Here is a 20,396-nt window from a genome sequence, read left to right on the forward strand (position 1 = left end):
TGCGGGCCCCCTCTTCGTTATCCGGCAATGGCTGTCATCATTTGCGCAGTTTGATCTGCTCGATGGCGTGCTCATGGCCCTTGGTCATGATCAGGTTGGCTCGCTCACGCGTTGGTAGGATATTTTCTTGCAAATTCAGATAGTTGATATCTTGCCAGATGTTGCTCGCGATCTGGGTCGCCTCACTCTCCGCCAGCTTGGCGTAGTTATGGAAGTAGGAGTCGGGATCCGAGAAGGCGCCGCTGCGGAATTTCAGGAAGCGTTCGATATACCAGGTACGCAGCAGTTCGGCATCGGCATCCACATAGATGGAGAAGTCGACGAAGTCCGACACGAAGACCCGATGGGGCTCCTGAGGGTAATCCATGCCGCTTTGCAGCACATTGAGCCCTTCCAGGATCAGGATGTCCGGCTGCTCCACCACCTTCTTCTCATCGGGAATGATGTCGTAGATAAGGTGGGAGTAAACCGGCGCTTCGACCTTCTCGTGACCAGCGCGGATGTTGGCGACAAACTCCACCAGATGGCGGATGTCGTAGGATTCCGGGAACCCCTTGCGGCGCATCAGGCCGCGCTCTTCCAGTACCTTGTTGGGATAGAGGAAGCCGTCGGTGGTGACCAGCTCCACCCGTGGATGTTCCGGCCAGCGCTCCAACAGGGCCTGCAGAATACGGGCCGTGGTGCTTTTGCCCCCCGCCACGCTGCCGGCAATGCTGATGATGTAGGTGCCCTTGCCGCGGGACTGGCCGAGGAACTGCTCCAGCACCCGGCTGCGACGCTGTTTGGCTTTGACATAGAGATTGAGCAGGCGGGAGAGAGGCAGATAGATCTCTTCCACTTCCCGCAATGACACCTTCTCGTTGATCCCGCGCAGGGTCTGCAGATCGTGTTCGGTCAGGGTCAGGGGGACCGAATCGCGCAATAACGCCCATTGTTCGCGGGTGAATTGCAGATAGGGGTTATGCTCTGTCGTCATGGTGTCATCACTGTTTCTTGGGCACGGCGACCATACACCAAGGGTGGGGGAGCGACAAGGGACGCAGCAGGATTGGCTTGTTTGCCCCCGCTTTTTTGCAAACTTCCCAGCAATAAAGCATATTTTGCCGGGTTCAATGGTTGCATCCCCCAAAACCTTACAATAAAATGCGCGACGCTTGACTGTCTATCGTCTATTTGCCGTGCAAAAGCGATAAACACAACGGGTGCAAGCAGAATTACCGTTGTGACAATCTGGCGTCTGGAGGGGTTCCCGAGCGGCCAAAGGGATCAGACTGTAAATCTGACGGCTCTGCCTTCGAAGGTTCGAATCCTTCTCCCTCCACCATATTTCTCTGCGGTTTGAGTTCTTTGGGTTAGAGAAATGCGGGCATCGTATAATGGCTATTACCTCAGCCTTCCAAGCTGATGATGCGGGTTCGATTCCCGCTGCCCGCTCCAAGATGCTGATATGGCTCAGGCGTTAGCAGAGCCGCACCCTAGGGTGAGTTCGGCAAGCGAACCAGCCATCAGTACCTCTCTCTTTCCCACCAGATTCAAATCCATCATATAAACTGTTCTGTGGTTAGCTTGCCACCGCGTACTCAGCGTTAGTTTAGAGGGACGATCATGTCTAAAGAAAAATTTGAGCGTAATAAACCGCACGTTAACGTGGGTACCATCGGCCACGTTGACCACGGTAAAACCACCCTGACTGCAGCTATCACCAACGTGCTGGCCAAGCACTTCGGTGGTAAAGCTTTCGCCTTCGACCAGATCGACAAGGCACCGGAAGAGCGTGAGCGTGGTATCACCATCAACACCTCCCACGTAGAATACGACACCGCTACCCGTCACTACGCCCACGTAGATTGCCCGGGTCACGCCGACTACGTTAAAAACATGATCACCGGTGCTGCCCAGATGGACGGCGCGATCCTGGTAGTAGCAGCGACTGACGGCCCGATGCCGCAGACTCGTGAGCACATCCTGCTGGGTCGTCAGGTTGGTATCCCGTACATGATCGTGTTCATGAACAAGTGTGACATGGTTGATGACGAAGAGCTGCTCGAACTGGTTGAGATGGAAGTTCGTGAACTGCTGACCGAGTACGACTTCCCGGGTGATGACCTGCCGGTAGTTCGTGGTTCCGCACTGAAAGCGCTGGAAGGCGACGCTCAGTGGGAAGAGAAGATCATCGAGCTGGCTGGCCACCTGGATACTTACATCCCGGAGCCGGAGCGCGCGATTGACCAGCCGTTCCTGATGCCTATCGAAGACGTATTCTCTATCGCTGGCCGTGGTACCGTAGTTACCGGTCGTGTAGAGCGCGGTATCGTTAAAGTAGGTGAGACTGTAGAAATCGTTGGTATCAAAGATACCGTTTCTACCACCTGTACCGGTGTTGAAATGTTCCGCAAGCTGCTGGACGAAGGTCGTGCAGGTGAGAACATCGGCGCGCTGCTGCGTGGTGTTAAGCGTGAAGACGTAGAGCGTGGTCAGGTACTGGCCAAGCCGGGTTCTATCAAGCCGCACACCAAGTTCGAATCTGAAGTGTACGTACTGTCCAAAGAAGAAGGTGGTCGTCATACCCCATTCTTCAAAGGCTACCGTCCGCAGTTCTACTTCCGTACTACCGACGTGACCGGTACCATCGAACTGCCGGAAGGCGTAGAGATGGTAATGCCGGGCGACAACATCAAAATGGTTGTTACCCTGATTGCTCCGATCGCGATGGACGACGGCCTGCGTTTCGCTATCCGTGAAGGTGGCCGTACCGTAGGTGCCGGTGTTGTAGCCAGCGTAATCGCTTAATCTTTGGCTTACATAAATAAAGCAAAGCCCCTATAATAGGGGCTTTCTTGTGTAGGGGCGTAGTTCGAATTGGTAGAACAGCGGTCTCCAAAACCGATGGTTGCGGGTTCGAGTCCTGCCGCCCCTGCCATATACCTCGTCTCGTACGGGGCTTTTGTGTCTTTGGTTACGTCAGATACAGGTGGGTTGTATGAGTGTTAGTTCTGAGAGCCAGGGCGGAAGCAAGGATACCCTGCTTTGGGGCCTGGTTTTCATTATCCTGGCGGCCGCTGTAGTGGGTAATTACCTGCTCAACGATGTTGTCGCTGCCGTCCGCGCCCTGGGTGTGGTCGTTGTCATTGCTGCTGCTGGTGCAGTAGCCCTGCAAACCACCAAGGGAAAGGCAACACTGGCATTCGCCCGTGAGTCTCGCCTGGAAGTCCGCAAGGTCGTATGGCCGACCCGTCAGGAAGCCATTCAGACAACCCTGATTGTGCTGGCGGTGACCGCCGTGATGGGGCTGCTGCTGTTCGTTCTGGACGGTGCCTTGGTCTGGTTGGTCAACCTGATTACCGGTGTGTAAGGATAAGCCATGACTGAACAACGTATGAGATGGTATGTCGTGCAGGCTTTTTCCGGCTATGAAGGCCGTGTAGCCAAGTCCCTGCGCGAACATATCAAGATGCATGGCATGGAAGACATGTTCGGTGAAGTACTGGTCCCGACCGAAGAAGTGGTCGAGATGCGTGCTGGCCAGAAGCGCAAGAGTGAGCGCAAGTTTTTCCCGGGTTATGTCCTGGTCCAGATGATCATGGATGAAACCACATGGCACCTGGTGCGTAACGTACCGCGTGTAATGGGCTTCATCGGCGGTACTTCCGACCGTCCGGCACCGATCTCCGACAAAGAGGCCGATGCCATCCTGAACCGTCTGCAGGATGCCCACGACAAGCCGCGTCCGAAAACCCTGTTTGAACCGGGTGAAATGGTGCGAGTTGCTGATGGTCCGTTTGCCGACTTCAACGGTACCGTTGAAGAGGTAGATTATGAGAAGAGCCGCGTGAAGGTCTCTGTACTGATCTTCGGTCGTTCTACTCCTGTTGAACTGGATTTTGGTCAGGTCGAAAAAGGCTGATTGAATTCTGTACGTTTAACGGTTGTCAGGGGCAGCGAATATCTCTATAATTCGCTGCCCCTTTATTAGTTGGGGAGCCGTTTGCAGGAGCAAGTCTCCGAGGCGCTAGAACCCATTTTTGAGGTATTTTCCTAATGGCTAAGAAAGTCACAGCTTATATCAAGCTGCAGGTTGCTGCTGGTGCAGCCAACCCGTCTCCTCCCGTTGGTCCTGCACTGGGTCAACACGGTGTTAACATCATGGAATTCTGTAAGGCGTTCAACGCTCGTACAGAGAAGCTGGAAAAAGGTTCACCGACTCCGGTCGTGATCACCGTTTACAGCGACCGTTCCTTCACCTTCGAAACCAAGACTCCGCCTGCTTCCTTCCTGCTGAAGAAAGCTGCTGGCATCAAGTCTGGTTCTTCCAAGCCGAACAAAGACAAGGTTGGTAAGGTGACCGTTGCCCAGCTGCAAGAAATCGCCAAGACCAAAGAGCCGGATATGACTGGTGCCGATCTGGATGCAAAAGTACGTTGCATCGCAGGCTCCGCTCGTTCCATGGGTCTGGTAGTGGAGGATTAAGACAATGGCTAAACTTTCCAAGCGTATGCGCGTTATTCGCGAAAAAGTTGACGGTACCAAAGAGTACTCCATCAACGAAGCCATTGCCCTGCTGAAAGAACTGGCTACCGCCAAGTTCGTTGAAAGCGTTGACGTTGCTGTCAACCTGGGTATCGACGCTCGTAAATCTGACCAGAACGTACGTGGTGCTACTGTACTGCCGCACGGTACCGGTCGTGATGTACGCGTTGCCGTATTTACCCAAGGTGCCAACGCCGAAGCAGCTAAAGCTGCCGGTGCTGACCTGGTAGGTATGGATGACTTGGCCGATCTGGTTAAGAAAGGCGAGATGAACTTCGACGTAGTTATCGCATCCCCGGATGCCATGCGCGTTGTTGGTCAACTGGGTCAAATCCTGGGCCCGCGCGGCCTGATGCCGAACCCGAAAGTTGGTACTGTAACTCCTAACGTTGCCGAAGCTGTCAAGAACGCCAAGGCTGGTCAGGTTCGTTACCGTAACGACAAGAATGGTATCATCCATACCACTCTGGGTAAGGTTTCTTTCAACGAAGTTCAGCTGAAAGAAAACTTGGAAGCTCTGCTGGTTGCCCTGAAAAAAGGCAAGCCCTCTTCCGCCAAAGGTCAATTCATCAAGAAAGTCAGCATCTCCACCACCATGGGTGCCGGTGTTGCCGTAGACCAAGCTTCTCTGGAAGCTCAGGCCTAATTGATGGGTTTTACAAGGCGCAAAATTTAATCTATAATTTTGCGCCTTGATTGGTTGGGGGTTTCGACCTCCGTCCAAGACCGCAGGAGGCTGCAAAGCCTTAATGTTTCCTGCGTAGACGGTGCCGGAAACCCAGCGAGAAAGATTCTTTCTCTTCTGGAATCCTGCTACCGCATCGTTCCCCTCTGTTGTAAAGGTAGGGGGGATGTGTCAGTACTGGGTCAATAGACCCGGATTCAATCCAGGAGTTAAGCCAATGGCATTGGGACTCGAAGACAAAAAGGCAATTGTTGCTGAAGTCAACGAAGCTGCCAAAGGCGCTCTTTCTGCAGTTGTTGCCGATTCTCGCGGTGTAACTGTAGACAAGATGACCGTCCTGCGTAAAACCGCTCGTGAAGCCGGTGTGTACATGCGCGTTGTGCGTAACACCCTGCTGCGTCGCGCGGTAGAAGGTACCGAATACGAGTGCCTGAACGACGCATTTACCGGTCCTACCTTGATTGCTTTCTCTAACGAACACCCGGGCGCTGCTGCTCGTCTGTTCAAAGAGTTTGCCAAAGCGAACCAAAAGTTCGAAATCAAGGCTGGCGCTTTTAACGGTGAGTTTATCGCCGCAGCACAAATTGATCGTCTGGCCACGCTGCCGACTTACGAAGAAGCAATTGCGAAGTTGATGGCGACTATGAAAGAAGCCTCTGCTGGCAAGCTGGTTCGTACTATCGCTGCTGTTCGCGACCAGAAACAAGCTGCTGCTTGATTCTCGCCTATTTAGGCTGTTTGAGTTTATTCAACATCAGGAATTTTTGTCATGTCTATCACTAAAGACCAAATCATCGAAGCCGTTGCTTCCATGTCCGTAATGGAAGTTGTTGAGCTGATCGAAGCTATGGAAGAGAAGTTCGGTGTTTCTGCCGCTGCTGCCGTAATGGCTGGCCCGGCTGCTGCTGAAGCAGTAGAAGAGAAGACCGAGTTCGACGTAGTTCTGACTGCTGCTGGCGCCAACAAAGTTGCCGTTATCAAAGCCGTTCGTGGCGCTACCGGTCTGGGCCTGAAAGAAGCCAAAGATCTGGTAGAAGCTGCTCCGGCTAACCTGAAGGAAGGCGTGTCCAAGGACGAAGCTGAAGCTCTGAAGAAAGAGCTGGAAGCTGCCGGTGCTTCTGTTGAGATCAAATAATCTGCATTTATGTAGATTAGCCTGATAAAACAGGCTAGGGCTGGTGAATTTTTGTTCACCAGCCTTTTTGCGCTGTAGACTGAGAGCATTTCACACCGTTTACGACTCTCGGTGCACCAGCAATCCGGACTGTCTTCTTTCGTCCGGGCCAACACAAAACGGTGTTGAGACAGAGCTGTCCCGCGGGACAGAGTGGGTCACTTATCAGCGAGCTGAGGAACCCTATGGTTTACTCTTATACCGAAAAAAAACGCATTCGTAAGGACTTCGGTAAGCGAGACCAGGTACTGGACACGCCTTATCTGTTGTCCATTCAGCTGGACTCCTTCAAGCAGTTCATCGAGGCTGACCCGGAAGGTGAATATGGCCTAGAGGCCGCTTTCCGTAGCGTTTTCCCGATCACCAGTTACTCCGGTAGTGCTGAGCTTCAGTATGTCAGCTATCGCCTGGGTGAGCCGGTATTTGACGTAAAAGAATGCCAGATCCGTGGAGTGACCTACTCCGCGCCGCTGCGTGTCAAGCTTCGTATGGTTCTGTACGACCGTGAAGCAGCTGCCGGCACCGTCAAAGACATCAAGGAACAAGAAGTATACATGGGCGAAATTCCGCTCATGACCGAGAACGGCACCTTTGTTATCAATGGTACCGAGCGGGTTATCGTCTCCCAGCTGCACCGCAGCCCGGGCGTCTTCTTCGACCACGATAAAGGCAAAACTCATTCATCCGGTAAGGTACTGTATAACGCTCGCGTTATCCCCTACCGTGGCTCCTGGCTGGACTTCGAGTTCGATGCGAAAGACAACCTGTTTGTCCGTATCGACCGTCGTCGCAAACTGCCAGCATCCATTATTCTGCGCGCCCTGGACTTCACTTCCGAACAAATCCTGGCCACCTTCTTCGAGACCATCGGTTTTGAAGTGAAAGATGGCAAGTTGATGATGGATCTGGTGCCGGAGCGTCTGCGTGGTGAAACAGCGACCTTTGACATCGTGGCCAATGGCGCCGTGGTGGTTGAGACCGGTCGTCGTGTGACTGCGCGTCACATCCGTCAGTTGGAAAAAGACGCCGTTACCCAGATTGAGGTACCGGTTGAGTATGTTGTTGGCAAAGTTGCTGCCAAGGACTACGCACATCCACAAACTGGCGAGATGGTCGTGACCGCCAACCAGGCGCTGAGCCTGGAAGCGATCGCCAACCTGTCCCAAGCCGGCTTCAAGCATTTCGAGGTTCTGTTCACCAACGAACTGGATCACGGTGCTTACATGTCCGAGACCCTGCGTGTCGACTCCAGCTCCAACCGTTTGGAAGCGCTGGTCGAGATCTATCGCATGATGCGTCCGGGCGAGCCGCCTACTCGCGAAGCTGCAGAACAGCTGTTCGAAAACCTGTTCTTCTCCGCCGAGCGTTACGACCTGTCTACCGTAGGTCGGATGAAGTTCAACCGCCGTCTGGGTCGTGAAGACGAGACTGGCGCGGGTGTACTGACCAAAGACGACATCGTCGATGTGATGAAGCGCCTGATCGACATCCGTAACGGTAACGACGAAGTGGACGATATCGACCACCTGGGTAACCGTCGTATCCGTTCTGTCGGTGAAATGGCTGAAAACCAGTTCCGCGTCGGTCTGGTGCGTGTCGAGCGTGCGGTCAAGGAGCGTCTCTCCCTGGGCGACCTGGACACCCTGATGCCGCAGGATCTGATCAACGCCAAGCCGATCTCCGCCGCAGTCAAAGAGTTCTTTGGTTCCAGCCAGCTGTCCCAGTTTATGGACCAGAACAACCCGCTCTCCGAAGTGACCCACAAGCGTCGTATCTCCGCGCTGGGCCCGGGCGGTTTGACTCGTGAGCGTGCCGGCTTTGAAGTCCGAGACGTACACCCGACTCACTACGGCCGTCTGTGCCCTATCGAGACTCCTGAAGGTCCGAACATCGGTCTGATCAACTCTCTGTCCGTGTACTCTCGTACCAACGAGTACGGTTTCCTCGAGACCCCGTACCGTAAGGTCATTGACGGTGTGATCACCGACGAAGTGGACTACCTGTCTGCTATTGAAGAAGGCAAGTACGTGATCGCACAGGCTAACGCCGCGACCACCGAAGATGGCCGTCTGAAAGATGAATTGATCCCGTGCCGTCACAAAGGTGAATCCACCTTTATGAACGCCGACCAGATCCAGTATATGGACGTGAGCCCGCAGCAGATCGTATCTGTGGCAGCCGCTCTGATCCCGTTCCTGGAACACGATGACGCGAACCGCGCATTGATGGGTTCAAACATGCAACGTCAGGCTGTACCGACTCTGCGTGCTGACAAGCCGCTGGTAGGTACCGGTATGGAACGCGCTGTGGCCGTTGACTCCGGTGTAACCGTAGTGGCCAAGCGTGGCGGCGTAATCGACTATGTCGATGCCTCCCGTATCGTCCTGAAGGTCAATGAAGATGAGCTGATGCCAGGCGAAGCCGGTATCGACATCTACAACCTGACCAAATACACCCGTTCCAACCAGAACACTTGTATCAACCAGCGTCCTTGCGTGATGTTGGGTGAGCCGGTCATGGCTGGCGACGTACTGGCTGACGGCCCGTCCACCGATCTGGGTGAACTGGCGCTGGGTCAGAACATGCGCGTCGCGTTCATGCCGTGGAACGGTTACAACTTCGAAGACTCGATCCTGGTGAACGAGCGTGTTGTTCAGGAAGATCGCCTGACCACCATCCATATCCAGGAACTGGCCTGTATCTCCCGTGACACCAAGCTGGGTCCGGAAGAGATCACTGCTGACATCCCGAACGTGGGTGAAGCCGCTCTGTCCAAGCTGGACGAGTCCGGTATCGTCTACGTGGGTGCTGAAGTGAAGGGCGGCGACATTCTGGTCGGTAAGGTAACCCCGAAAGGTGAAACCCAGCTGACGCCGGAAGAGAAGCTGCTGCGCGCCATCTTCGGTGAGAAGGCGTCCGATGTGAAGGACTCCTCCCTGCGTGTACCGAACGGTGTGTACGGTACCGTGGTTGACGTGCAAGTCTTTACCCGCGATGGCGTGGAAAAAGACAAGCGCGCCAAAGAAATCGAAGAGATGCAGCTGAAGGAAGCGAAGAAGGACTTGACCGAAGAGTTCAAGATCCTGGAAGACGGCATTTTCGGCCGCTCCCGCAACCTGCTGCTGGCCGCCGGTTACAGCGAAGATCGTCTGAACAAGCTCGATCGCTCCAAGTGGTTTGAACTGGCCATCGAAGACGAAGGCAAGCAGACCGAACTGGAACAGATCGCTGAACAGCACGTTGAGCTGAAAGCCGAGTTCGACAAGAAATTCGAGAACAAGCGTCGCAAGATTATCCAGGGTGATGATCTGGCACCGGGCGTACTGAAAATCGTCAAGGTTTATCTGGCAGTCAAGCGTCGCATCCAGCCGGGTGACAAGATGGCGGGCCGTCACGGTAACAAGGGTGTTATCTCCAAGATCTGTCCGGTCGAGGATATGCCTCATGACGAGTTCGGCCGTCCGGTCGACATCGTACTGAACCCGTTGGGCGTACCATCCCGTATGAACATCGGTCAGATCCTCGAAGTGCACCTGGGCCTTGCGGCCAAGGGTATCGGCGAGAAAATCGATCGCATGGTCAAAGAGCAGCGCGAGCTGCACGAGATGCGCAACTTCCTGCAACAGGTCTATGACCTGGGCGAGAAGGACACCCAGCAAGTGAACATCGCCGAACTGTCTGATGACGACGTACGTACCCTGGTGGGTAACCTGCGTAAGGGTCTGCCGGTTGCTACTCCAGTGTTTGATGGTGCCAAAGAGCGCGAAATCAAAGCCCTGCTGAAGCTGGCCGATCTGCCGGAATCCGGTCAGATTGATCTGTTCGATGGCCGTACCGGTAACCGCTTCGAGCGTAAAGTAACCGTTGGTTACATGTACATGCTCAAGCTGAACCACTTGGTCGATGACAAGATGCATGCGCGTTCTACCGGTTCTTACAGCCTGGTTACCCAGCAGCCGCTGGGTGGTAAGGCTCAGTTCGGTGGTCAGCGTTTCGGTGAGATGGAAGTGTGGGCCCTGGAGGCTTACGGTGCGGCATATACCCTGCAGGAAATGCTGACCGTCAAGTCTGACGATGTGAATGGCCGTACCAAGATGTATAAGAACATCGTGGATGGCGACCACCGTATGGAGCCGGGCATGCCCGAATCCTTCAACGTATTGCTGAAGGAAATCCGCTCTCTGGGTATCAACATCGAGCTGGACGAAGAGTAAGAGCTCGCTCTTATTGTTCGAGAATTGACGTGGGCGCCCCGCTGTTTTGGCAGCCGGGGCGCCGAGGTTAGACTCCTGACAGGGGAAACACGTGAAAGACTTACTCAAGTTTTTGAAGGCTCAGACCAAGACCGAAGAGTTTGACAGTATCAAGATCGGTCTGGCCTCTCCTGACATGATCCGCTCCTGGTCATTCGGTGAGGTCAAAAAGCCTGAGACCATCAACTACCGGACTTTCAAGCCGGAGCGTGATGGTCTGTTCTGCGCCCGTATCTTCGGACCGGTGAAGGACTACGAGTGTCTGTGCGGCAAGTACAAGCGCCTGAAACACCGTGGTGTGATCTGTGAGAAGTGCGGCGTTGAAGTGACCCAGACCAAGGTCCGTCGTGAGCGTATGGGCCACATCGAGCTGGCCAGCCCGACTGCCCACATCTGGTTCCTGAAGTCCCTGCCGTCCCGTATCGGTCTGCTGCTGGACATGACCCTGCGCGACATCGAGCGCGTGCTCTACTTCGAATCTTTCGTCGTAATCGAGCCGGGCATGACCAACCTCGAACGCAGCCAGATGCTCTCTGAAGAGCAGTACCTGGATGCGCTGGAAGAGTGGGGCGACGAATTTGACGCCAAGATGGGTGCCGAAGCAATCCTGGCATTGCTGCGCGCTATCGATCTGGAAGGTGAAGTCAAAACCATGCGTGAGGAGCTGGATCAAACCAACTCCGAGACCAAGCGCAAGAAGACCACCAAGCGTCTGAAGCTGATGGAAGCTTTCCTGCAGTCCGGCAACAAGCCGGAGTGGATGATCATGACAGTGCTGCCTGTGCTGCCGCCGGACCTGCGTCCGCTGGTACCGCTGGACGGCGGCCGTTTCGCGACTTCCGATCTGAACGATCTGTACCGTCGCGTGATCAACCGTAACAACCGCTTGAAGCGTCTGCTGGATCTGGCTGCTCCGGACATCATCGTGCGCAACGAAAAGCGTATGCTGCAAGAGTCCGTCGATGCGCTGCTGGATAACGGTCGTCGCGGTCGTGCTATCACAGGTTCCAACAAGCGCCCGCTGAAATCCCTGGCCGACATGATCAAGGGTAAGCAGGGTCGTTTCCGTCAGAACTTGCTCGGTAAGCGTGTCGACTACTCCGGTCGTTCCGTTATCACCGTAGGCCCGACTCTGCGTCTGCATCAGTGCGGTCTGCCGAAGAAGATGGCGCTGGAACTGTTCAAGCCGTTCATCTATGGCAAGCTGGAAACCCGCGGTCTGGCGACCACTATCAAGGCCGCCAAGAAGATGGTGGAGCGTGAGGAAGCTGTCGTTTGGGATATCCTGGACGAAGTGATCCGCGAACACCCGGTTCTGTTGAACCGTGCACCGACTCTGCACCGTCTGGGTATCCAGGCATTCGAACCGACTCTGGTCGAAGGTAAGGCAATCCAGCTGCACCCGCTGGTTTGTGCTGCGTATAACGCGGACTTCGATGGTGACCAGATGGCGGTCCACGTACCGCTGACCCTGGAAGCCCAGCTGGAAGCGCGTGCGCTGATGATGTCTACCAACAACATCCTGTCGCCTGCCTCCGGTGAGCCGATCATCGTTCCTTCTCAGGACGTGGTCTTGGGTCTGTACTACATGACCCGCGCCCGTATCAACGCCAAAGGCGAAGGTATGGTGCTGGCCGGCCCGAAAGAAGCCGAGAAAGTATATCGCGCCGGTCTGGCCGATCTGCATGCTCGTGTGAAAGTACGCATTACCGAATACCTGCGTCAGGAAGACGGTTCTCTGCGTGAACACACCGAGATGAAGAACACCACCGTTGGTCGTGCGATCCTGAGCCTGATCCTGCCGAAAGGCATGGAATACGCCCTGATCGACGAGCCGAAGGTGCTGACTGCTGCAGAACAGGCTGATCTGGATGCCAATCCGCAGAACTGGATCAAGTGCGTATCCAACAAGGCGCTGGGCAAAAAGCTCATCTCCCGTCTGCTGAACACCTGCTATCGCAAGCAGGGCCTGAAGGACACCGTTATCTTCGCTGACCAGCTGATGTATACCGGTTTCCACTACGCGGCCCTGTCCGGTGCTTCCGTTGGTATCGATGACATGGTCATCCCGGATGCCAAGAAAGACATCATCGCAGCAGCCGAAGCCGAAGTTGCCGAGATCCAGGACCAGTTCCTGTCAGGTCTGGTAACTGCGGGCGAGCGTTACAACAAGGTTATCGATATCTGGGCCAGCGCCAACGAGCGCGTCTCCAAGGCCATGATGGAGAACTTGTCCAAAGAGCGTAACGTCAACTCGCTGGGTGAAGAAGAAGAGCAGGCCTCGTTCAACAGCATCTTTATGATGGCCGACTCTGGTGCGCGTGGTTCCGCCGCCCAGATCCGTCAGCTGGCCGGTATGCGTGGCCTGATGGCCAAGCCGGATGGCTCCATCATTGAGACCCCGATCATCGCGAACTTCCGCGAAGGTCTGAACGTACTGCAGTACTTTATCTCTACCCACGGTGCTCGTAAGGGTCTGGCGGATACTGCACTGAAGACTGCGAACTCCGGTTACCTGACTCGTCGTCTGGTAGACGTGGCGCAAGACATGGTGATCACCGAGGACGATTGCGGCACTACTGACGGTCTGTGGATGACTCCGCTGATCGAGGGTGGCGACGTGGTCGAGCCGCTGCGTGAGCGTGTGCTGGGTCGTGTGGTGGCAGAAGATGTCATCAAGCCGGGTACCGAGGACGAGATCCTGGTTGCTCGCAACACCCTGCTCGACGAGCAGCTGTGTGACCTGTTGGAGCGCAACTCCGTTGACCGTGTGAAGGTACGTTCTGCCATCACCTGTGAAACTGACTTCGGTAACTGTGCTCACTGCTACGGCCGTGATCTGGCCCGTGGTCACCTGGTTAACAAGGGTGAGGCTGTCGGTGTTATCGCCGCCCAGTCCATCGGTGAACCGGGTACCCAGCTGACGATGCGTACTTTCCACATCGGTGGTGCTGCATCTCGTGCTGCTGCTGAAAGCAGCATCCAGGTCAAGAACACCGGTACCATCAAGCTGCAGAACGCCAAGTTCGTTCACAACAGCGATGACAAACTGGTTATCACCTCACGTTCTACCGAACTGACCATCATGGACGACATGGGCCGTACCAAGGAAAGCCACAAGCTGCCTTACGGTTCCGTGCTGGAAGTGAAGGACGGCCAGGCCGTGAGTGCTGGCGAGACCGTTGCTAACTGGGATCCGCACACCCACCCGATCATCACCGAAGTGGCAGGTCGCCTGCAGTTCGAACACATGATCGATGGTGTGACCATCACTCGTCAGACCGACGAGCTGACCGGTCTCTCTTCTATCGTTGTTCTGGACGTCAACGAGCGTCCGAGCGCCGGTAAAGAGATGCGTCCGACCGTTAAACTGGTCGACCTGAACGGCAAAGACGTGATGATCCCGGGTACCGATGTAGCCGCCCAGTACTTCCTGCCGGGCAAGGCGATCGTGAACTTGGAAGATGGTGCCAACGTGGGCGTGGGTGACGCGGTAGCGCGTATCCCGCAAGAGTCCGGCGGTACCAAGGACATCACCGGTGGTCTGCCGCGCGTTGCGGATCTGTTCGAAGCACGTCAACCGAAGGAACCGGCAATTCTGGCCGAGATCTCCGGTACCATCTCCTTCGGGAAAGAGACCAAGGGCAAACGCCGTCTGGTCATCACCCCGACCGATGGTGGCAACGTCTACGAAGAGATGATTCCGAAGTGGCGTAACCTGAACGTGTTCGAAGGTGAAAAAGTTGAGAAGGGTGAAGTGCTGGCGGACGGTCCCGAGTCTGCTCACGACATCCTGCGTCTGCGCGGTATCAGCCCGGTCGCCAACTACATCGCCAACGAAGTGCAGGACGTTTACCGTCTGCAAGGCGTTAAGATCAACGACAAGCACATCGAAGTCATCGTTCGTCAGATGCTGCGCAAGTGCGAGATCCTGAGCGCTGGCGATACCGATCTGATCGAAGGCGAACAGGTTGAAGTTGCTCGTGTGAAGATTGCCAACCGTAAGCTGGTTGCCGAGGGCAAGACCCCTGCGACCTACCGTCATGTACTGATGGGTATTACCAAGGCATCTCTGAGCACCGAGTCCTTCATCTCCGCGGCTTCCTTCCAGGAAACCACTCGCGTTCTGACCGAAGCCGCCGTAGGTGGCAAGCGTGATGAACTGCGTGGTCTGAAAGAGAACGTCATCGTGGGTCGTCTGATCCCGGCTGGTACCGGCTTTGCCTACCACCATAGCCGGATCAACCAGCGTGCTGCCGCAGCTCGTGCTGTTGGTACCCCGCAGGTGACCGCTGATGAAGCGGAGCAGAACCTGGCGGATCTGCTGAACGCAGCCGGTAGCTTCGACGAAGAGTAACTCGTCATCCGTGATTGAAAAGGGCTCCTTCAAGGAGCCCTTTTTGTTGGCCAATTCCTCGGCAAAGGTAGACGCAGCGCGGGTTTCAGGATGATCCAGAGCAAAGTTGTAGAGTAAAAAATCAAAAAAAGTTGACTTTACTCCCCTGCAATTTAAAACTCGGGAAAGTTGAATGGTTATTACAGGGGTAGAACATGACTGTCGGTATCGAGGAAGCCATGCTTCCCGAAGAACAGCTGATCAGCCGCACTTTTACAGATGAAGACAGGGAATTGTTGCGCTCATACGATGGGCTCATCGATGGCTTGGCCGAGCTGTTCGGCAAGCATTGTGAAGTAGTACTCCACTCCCTGGAAAATCTGCACGAGTCGGTGATCAAGATCGCCAACGGCTTCAATACCGGACGCACCCTCGGGGCGCCCATCACCGATCTCGCCCTGCGCATGCTCAAGGACATCGAGAGCACTGGCCAGGATTACACCCAGAGCTATTTCGCTCGCAGCCGTACCGGCGCGCTGATGAAGTCGAGCACCATCGCCATTCGCAACAGCGAGCGGCAAGTAGTGGGGCTTATTTGCATCAACCTGCACATCAATGCGCCTTTCCACGAGTTCGTGGCCGAATTTTTCCCGACGCCCCAGCAGGCGGCGCGTCAGTCACCAGAGACCTTCGCCAACAGCGTGGAAGAGCTGGTTGCACAGACGGTGGATAACACCATCGACGAGATCAACCGCGATCCCACCGTGGCCAACAATGCCAAGAACCGCTTCATCGTGACCCAGCTGTTCGAGAAGGGCATTTTCGACATCAAGGATTCGATCAATCTGGTGGCGGACAAACTCAATATTTCAAAACATACCGTTTATCTTTACATCCGACAGCGCAAGCAGGGTGAAGACGAGAACGAGTAACTCATTCCAGAAGGGGATAGATGAATGGCTAAAGAAGTGATTGCAACCGACAAGGCGCCTGCCGCGATTGGTCCGTATGTTCAGGCTACCAAGGTTGGCGAGATGATCTTCACCTCCGGGCAGATCCCGCTCGATCCTGCCACCATGGAGATCGTTGCTGGCGGCATCGAAGAGCAGGCAGAACGGGTGATGAAGAATCTGGTTGCCGTGTTGCACGCTGCGGGTGCCGATGCCAGCAAAGTGGTCAAAACCACCTGCTTCCTGAGCGACATGAACAACTTCGTTGCCTTCAATCAGGTCTATGCCCGCTACTTTGGCGACGCGGCGCCAGCCCGCTCCTGCGTGGAGGTGGCCCGTCTGCCGAAAGATGTGCTGGTCGAGGTCGAGGCGATTGCCCATCTCTGATCAACAGATCGAATCAAGCCCCTCCTGGCAGGGGCTTTTTTGTTTTTGGCGTAAAATGGACCGGGTCAGCACAGGAGTCCTGCTATGAGTCTGAGTTTTGCCATCCTGGTCACGGGGCCTGCCTATGGCACCCAATCGGCCAGCACAGCCTATCGTTTTGCCCGCAACCTGTTGGCACAGGGGCATACCTTGTCCCACCTGTTCTTCTATCAGGATGGGGTCTGCAACGGCAACGGTTTGCATCTGCCTGCATCCGATGAGACTGACCTGGTGCGTCTGTGGCGAGAGCTGGCAGAAGAGCAGGGGATCCGTATCGACGTCTGCGTCGCCGCTGCCATGCGACGCGGTGTGCTCGATGAACAGGAGGCCAAGGGGGCGGGGCTGGTGCACTTCAATCTGCAAGCGCCATTTTGTCTGAGCGGTCTGGGCCAGTTGGCCGAGGCTGCGCTCACCGCCGATCGGCTGGTTCAGTTCTAGGGGGAGTCATGAGCAAGAAAATCGCCTTTATCTGCAGCCGTGGCCCCCATGGCCATGCCGCCGGCCGGGAAGGACTGGATGCCCTGCTGGCCACCTCGGCCATGACCGATGAGCTGGCCCTCTTCCTGATTGGGGACGGTGTGCTGCAACTGCTCAAGGAGCAGCAGCCTGTCGCCATTTTGCAGCGCCACTACGCACCCACCTTCAAGATGCTGGAACTCTACGACATCGAAGAGGTCTATGTTTGTGCTGACTCGCTGGCAGAGCGTGGCGTGACAGTGGATGATCTGCTGATCCCCGTTGAGAGTCTGCCGCGCCAGGAACTGGCTCGGCGCTGGGCACAATGTTCGACTCACATCAGCTTTTGAGGTCTCCATGTTGCATCTGATATTGAACTCTCCCTTTCAGAGTCAGGCTCTGGCAGAGGCGCTCTCATACCTTCAGCCCGAGGATGAGCTGGTACTGATGCAGGATGCCGTGATTGCGGCATCGGCTCCCCAGTGGAGCGCGCGGCTGGCGGGTATCCCGCTTTATGTAATGCAGGAAGATCTGCAAGCTCGCGGTTTGCAGCATCGGGTGGGTAATGTGCTCGATATGGCGGGTCTGGTGGCACTGATTGCGCAAAAAGGTTCCCCGCGCACCTGGGGTGGCTGAGAAGCACATTTCCAAGAAAATTCAAGGTGATGTCGTGAAATCAAACGGATCCGAATTGCCCTTTTGTGACGCAAATTGTATAAATCTTGACTCCCCAGACAACAGGGCATAAAATTTCGCGTCCCCGTATCTGCGGGGAGGATTTTCCACACGTTTATGAAGTCATTATCAGGAGCCTTTTGATGGCAACTATTAACCAGTTGGTTCGCAAGCCACGCATCAAGCTCGTTGTGAAAAGCAACGTGCCGGCGCTGGAAGCGTGCCCTCAGAAGCGTGGCGTATGCACTCGTGTATATACCACCACCCCGAAGAAGCCTAACTCTGCACTGCGTAAAGTGTGCCGTGTACGTCTGACCAACGGCTTCGAAGTCACCTCCTACATCGGCGGTGAAGGTCACAACCTGCAAGAGCACTCTGTTGTTCTGATCCGTGGCGGTCGTGTAAAAGACTTGCCAGGTGTTCGTTATCACACCGTTCGTGGTGCGTTGGACTGTGCCGGTGTTAAAGACCGTAAGCAGGCTCGCTCCAAGTATGGCGTGAAGCGTCCTAAAGCTTAATGGTTCTCCGTTAAGTAAGGCCAAACGTTAATTCGTTTCTAGTTAGATAGCTTTCTAGTTTTGGGTAATCCCTGAAGTTACGGAGAATTTGAAATGCCAAGACGTCGTGTTGTTGGTCAGCGTAAAATCCTGCCAGATCCCAAGTTCGGATCAGAGCTGCTGGCTAAATTTGTCAACGTAGTAATGGTTGACGGTAAGAAATCTGTTGCAGAAGCCATTGTTTATGGCGCCCTGGACATCATTGCCACCAAATCTGGCAAAGAGCACCTGGCCGTATTCGAAGAAGCTCTGGATAACATTCGTCCGGCGGTCGAGGTTAAATCTCGTCGCGTCGGTGGTGCAACCTATCAGGTGCCGGTAGAAGTTCGTCCGGTACGTCGCAATGCCCTGGCAATGCGCTGGTTGGTTGATGCCGCTCGTAAACGTGGTGAAAAATCAATGGCTCAGCGTCTGGCTGGCGAGCTGCTGGATGCCGCTGACAATAAGGGTTCGTCTGTCAAGAAACGTGAAGACGTTCACCGTATGGCTGAAGCGAACAAAGCCTTCGCTCACTTCCGCTGGTAATCCGCTTGCGCAGGGTCTTTTGACTCTGCGCACCTTTAATTATCTAGGGACAAGCGCCTTAGTAAGAGGATGACAATGGCTCGTACAACCCCCATTGAGCGTTATCGTAATATCGGTATCTCCGCTCACATTGACGCCGGTAAGACTACTACTACCGAGCGCGTACTGTTTTACACCGGTGTAAGTCACAAGATCGGTGAAGTTCACGATGGCGCTGCCACCATGGACTGGATGGAACAGGAACAAGAGCGTGGTATCACCATCACCTCCGCCGCGACCACCGCTTTCTGGTCCGGTATGGGTAAACAGTTCCAACCGCACCGTATCAACATCATCGATACCCCGGGCCACGTTGACTTTACTATCGAAGTAGAGCGTTCAATGCGTGTTCTGGACGGTGCCGTGATGGTGTACTGTGCCGTAGGTGGCGTACAGCCACAGTCTGAAACCGTATGGCGTCAGGCTAACAAGTACAAGGTTCCCCGTATCGCGTTCGTCAACAAGATGGACCGTACCGGCGCCAACTTCCTGCGCTGCGTTGAGCACATCAAGACCCGTCTGAAAGGTACTCCGGTTCCCCTTCAGCTGAACATCGGCTCTGAAGAGAACTTCAAGGGCGTTGTTGACCTGGTCAAGATGAAAGCCATCAACTGGAATGAAGCTGATCAGGGCGTATCCTTCGATTACGAAGACGTCCCGGCCGAGTTGCTGGAACAGGCGCAAGAAATGCGCATGAATCTGGTTGAAGCCGCTGCTGAAGCGTCTGAAGACCTGATGGAAAAATACCTGGGCGGCGAAGAGCTGACCGAGGAAGAGATCAAAGGTGCTCTGCGTCAGCGCGTGCTGAACAACGAAATCATCCTGGTAACCTGTGGCTCCGCGTTCAAGAACAAGGGCGTACAGGCAATGCTGGATGCCGTGATCGAGTACCTGCCGGCTCCGACCGACGTTGCTGCTATCGACGGCCTGAAAATGGACGGCGAGACCAAAGACGAGCGTCACGCTTCTGATGACGAGCCGTTCTCTGCTCTGGCGTTCAAGATCGCTACCGACCCGTTCGTTGGTAACCTGACCTTCTTCCGTGTCTACTCTGGCGTGATCAACTCCGGTGACACCGTGCTGAACTCCGTCAAGGACAAGCGCGAGCGTTTTGGCCGTATCGTTCAGATGCATGCCAACAAGCGTGAAGAGATCAAAGAAGTACGCGCTGGTGACATCGCTGCTGCCATCGGTCTGAAAGACGTGACCACTGGTGACACCCTGTGTGACCCGAACGCACCGATCATCCTCGAGCGTATGGAATTCCCGGAGCCGGTAATTTCTATCGCGGTTGAGCCGAAAACCAAGGCTGACCAAGAGAAGATGGGTCTGGCACTGGGCCGTCTGGCTCAGGAAGATCCGTCCTTCCGCGTATGGACTGACGAAGAGTCAGGTCAAACCATCATCGCTGGTATGGGTGAGCTGCACCTGGACATCATCGTTGACCGTATGCGTCGCGAGTTCAAGGTTGAAGCCAACGTAGGTAAGCCGCAGGTTGCCTACCGTGAAACCATCCGTACCACCGTTAAAGACATCGAAGGCAAGCATGCCAAGCAGTCTGGTGGTCGCGGTCAGTACGGTCATGTTGTTATCGACATGTACCCGCTGGAAGAAGGCAAAGCCTACGAATTCGTCAACGACATCAAAGGTGGTGTCATTCCTGGTGAATTCATCCCGGGTGTTGATAAAGGTATCCGTGAGCAGCTCAAATCTGGTCCGCTGGCTGGTTACCCGGTTATGGATCTGGGTGTGCGTCTGCACTTCGGTTCTTACCACGATGTCGACTCTTCCGA

18 protein-coding genes and 3 tRNA genes (1 of these 21 running past the window's edge) are annotated in these 20,396 nt (G+C 55.0%); 20 read left to right on the forward strand and 1 reads right to left on the reverse strand.

Going from position 1 to position 20,396, the window contains the following annotated elements:
* Positions 1-37: 37 nt before the first annotated feature.
* Complete coding sequence (gene coaA / locus ACTG2J_RS01355) at positions 38-976, reverse strand: type I pantothenate kinase (protein WP_005339877.1); 939 nt, start codon at positions 974-976, stop codon at positions 38-40.
* A 263-nt stretch (positions 977-1,239) separates the two neighbouring features.
* Here coaA and ACTG2J_RS01360 point away from each other — a divergent pair.
* From ACTG2J_RS01360 to fusA, 20 genes are all read left to right on the forward strand, one after another.
* Positions 1,240-1,324 (forward strand) — tRNA-Tyr (locus tag ACTG2J_RS01360).
* Positions 1,325-1,362: 38 nt separating this feature from the next.
* Positions 1,363-1,437: transfer RNA gene (locus tag ACTG2J_RS01365), tRNA-Gly, on the forward strand.
* Between the two features lie 168 nt (positions 1,438-1,605).
* Positions 1,606-2,790: an elongation factor Tu gene (gene tuf / locus ACTG2J_RS01370; protein WP_005339879.1), complete on the forward strand. Its 1,185-nt coding sequence runs from the start codon at positions 1,606-1,608 to the stop codon at positions 2,788-2,790.
* Between the two features lie 53 nt (positions 2,791-2,843).
* Positions 2,844-2,920, forward strand: a tRNA-Trp gene (locus ACTG2J_RS01375).
* 60 nt (positions 2,921-2,980) lie between these two features.
* Positions 2,981-3,352, forward strand: coding sequence for a preprotein translocase subunit SecE (secE, locus tag ACTG2J_RS01380; protein WP_005306322.1), 372 nt, complete (start codon positions 2,981-2,983; stop codon positions 3,350-3,352).
* 9 nt (positions 3,353-3,361) lie between these two features.
* On the forward strand, positions 3,362-3,904 hold the full coding sequence (nusG, locus tag ACTG2J_RS01385) for a transcription termination/antitermination protein NusG (protein ID WP_058056198.1): 543 nt from the start codon (positions 3,362-3,364) through the stop codon (positions 3,902-3,904).
* 134 nt (positions 3,905-4,038) lie between these two features.
* Positions 4,039-4,467 (forward strand): 50S ribosomal protein L11, encoded by a 429-nt coding sequence (gene rplK / locus ACTG2J_RS01390; protein ID WP_005339887.1) that lies wholly within the window; start codon positions 4,039-4,041, stop codon positions 4,465-4,467.
* Between the two features lie 4 nt (positions 4,468-4,471).
* The gene (gene rplA, locus ACTG2J_RS01395; protein WP_005339888.1) at positions 4,472-5,173 is read left to right on the forward strand and encodes a 50S ribosomal protein L1; all 702 of its coding nucleotides are present in this window, start codon (positions 4,472-4,474) and stop codon (positions 5,171-5,173) included.
* 256 nt (positions 5,174-5,429) lie between these two features.
* Positions 5,430-5,930 carry a 50S ribosomal protein L10 gene (gene rplJ, locus ACTG2J_RS01400; protein WP_005339895.1) on the forward strand — a complete coding sequence of 167 codons (501 nt, stop codon included), beginning with the start codon at positions 5,430-5,432 and terminating at the stop codon, positions 5,928-5,930.
* Positions 5,931-5,981: 51 nt separating this feature from the next.
* Positions 5,982-6,347 (forward strand): 50S ribosomal protein L7/L12, encoded by a 366-nt coding sequence (rplL, locus tag ACTG2J_RS01405; RefSeq protein ID WP_005306304.1) that lies wholly within the window; start codon positions 5,982-5,984, stop codon positions 6,345-6,347.
* A 224-nt stretch (positions 6,348-6,571) separates the two neighbouring features.
* Positions 6,572-10,600 (forward strand): DNA-directed RNA polymerase subunit beta, encoded by a 4,029-nt coding sequence (rpoB, locus tag ACTG2J_RS01410; protein WP_005339897.1) that lies wholly within the window; start codon positions 6,572-6,574, stop codon positions 10,598-10,600.
* 91 nt (positions 10,601-10,691) lie between these two features.
* A complete protein-coding gene (rpoC, locus tag ACTG2J_RS01415; RefSeq protein ID WP_005339899.1) occupies positions 10,692-14,996 on the forward strand; it encodes a DNA-directed RNA polymerase subunit beta' in 4,305 nt (1,434 codons plus the stop codon).
* A 194-nt stretch (positions 14,997-15,190) separates the two neighbouring features.
* The gene (locus ACTG2J_RS01420) at positions 15,191-15,907 is read left to right on the forward strand and encodes a helix-turn-helix transcriptional regulator (protein ID WP_005339902.1); all 717 of its coding nucleotides are present in this window, start codon (positions 15,191-15,193) and stop codon (positions 15,905-15,907) included.
* Positions 15,908-15,931: 24 nt separating this feature from the next.
* Entirely contained in the window at positions 15,932-16,312 is a 381-nt protein-coding gene (locus tag ACTG2J_RS01425; protein WP_005339904.1) for a RidA family protein, read from the forward strand.
* An 84-nt stretch (positions 16,313-16,396) separates the two neighbouring features.
* Positions 16,397-16,789, forward strand: a complete 393-nt coding sequence (gene tusD, locus ACTG2J_RS01430) for a sulfurtransferase complex subunit TusD (protein ID WP_167557438.1) — start codon at positions 16,397-16,399, stop codon at positions 16,787-16,789.
* Positions 16,790-16,797: 8 nt separating this feature from the next.
* Complete coding sequence (gene tusC / locus ACTG2J_RS01435) at positions 16,798-17,157, forward strand: sulfurtransferase complex subunit TusC (protein WP_439997099.1); 360 nt, start codon at positions 16,798-16,800, stop codon at positions 17,155-17,157.
* Positions 17,158-17,164: 7 nt separating this feature from the next.
* Positions 17,165-17,443 (forward strand): sulfurtransferase complex subunit TusB, encoded by a 279-nt coding sequence (gene tusB, locus ACTG2J_RS01440; RefSeq protein ID WP_005339909.1) that lies wholly within the window; start codon positions 17,165-17,167, stop codon positions 17,441-17,443.
* A 182-nt stretch (positions 17,444-17,625) separates the two neighbouring features.
* The gene (gene rpsL, locus ACTG2J_RS01445; protein WP_005306278.1) at positions 17,626-18,000 is read left to right on the forward strand and encodes a 30S ribosomal protein S12; all 375 of its coding nucleotides are present in this window, start codon (positions 17,626-17,628) and stop codon (positions 17,998-18,000) included.
* Between the two features lie 93 nt (positions 18,001-18,093).
* The gene (gene rpsG, locus ACTG2J_RS01450) at positions 18,094-18,564 is read left to right on the forward strand and encodes a 30S ribosomal protein S7 (protein WP_005339911.1); all 471 of its coding nucleotides are present in this window, start codon (positions 18,094-18,096) and stop codon (positions 18,562-18,564) included.
* Positions 18,565-18,639: 75 nt separating this feature from the next.
* Positions 18,640-20,396: the 5' portion of an elongation factor G gene (fusA, locus tag ACTG2J_RS01455; RefSeq protein ID WP_021229318.1), read on the forward strand. The gene runs 349 nt beyond the window's last position; the window shows 1,757 of its 2,106 coding nt (coding positions 1-1,757); its start codon is at positions 18,640-18,642; its stop codon lies beyond the right edge, outside the window.

The sequence above is a fragment of the Aeromonas sp. 6P genome, assembly GCF_051919525.1.
Classification (GTDB): Bacteria; Pseudomonadota; Gammaproteobacteria; order Enterobacterales; family Aeromonadaceae; genus Aeromonas; species Aeromonas veronii.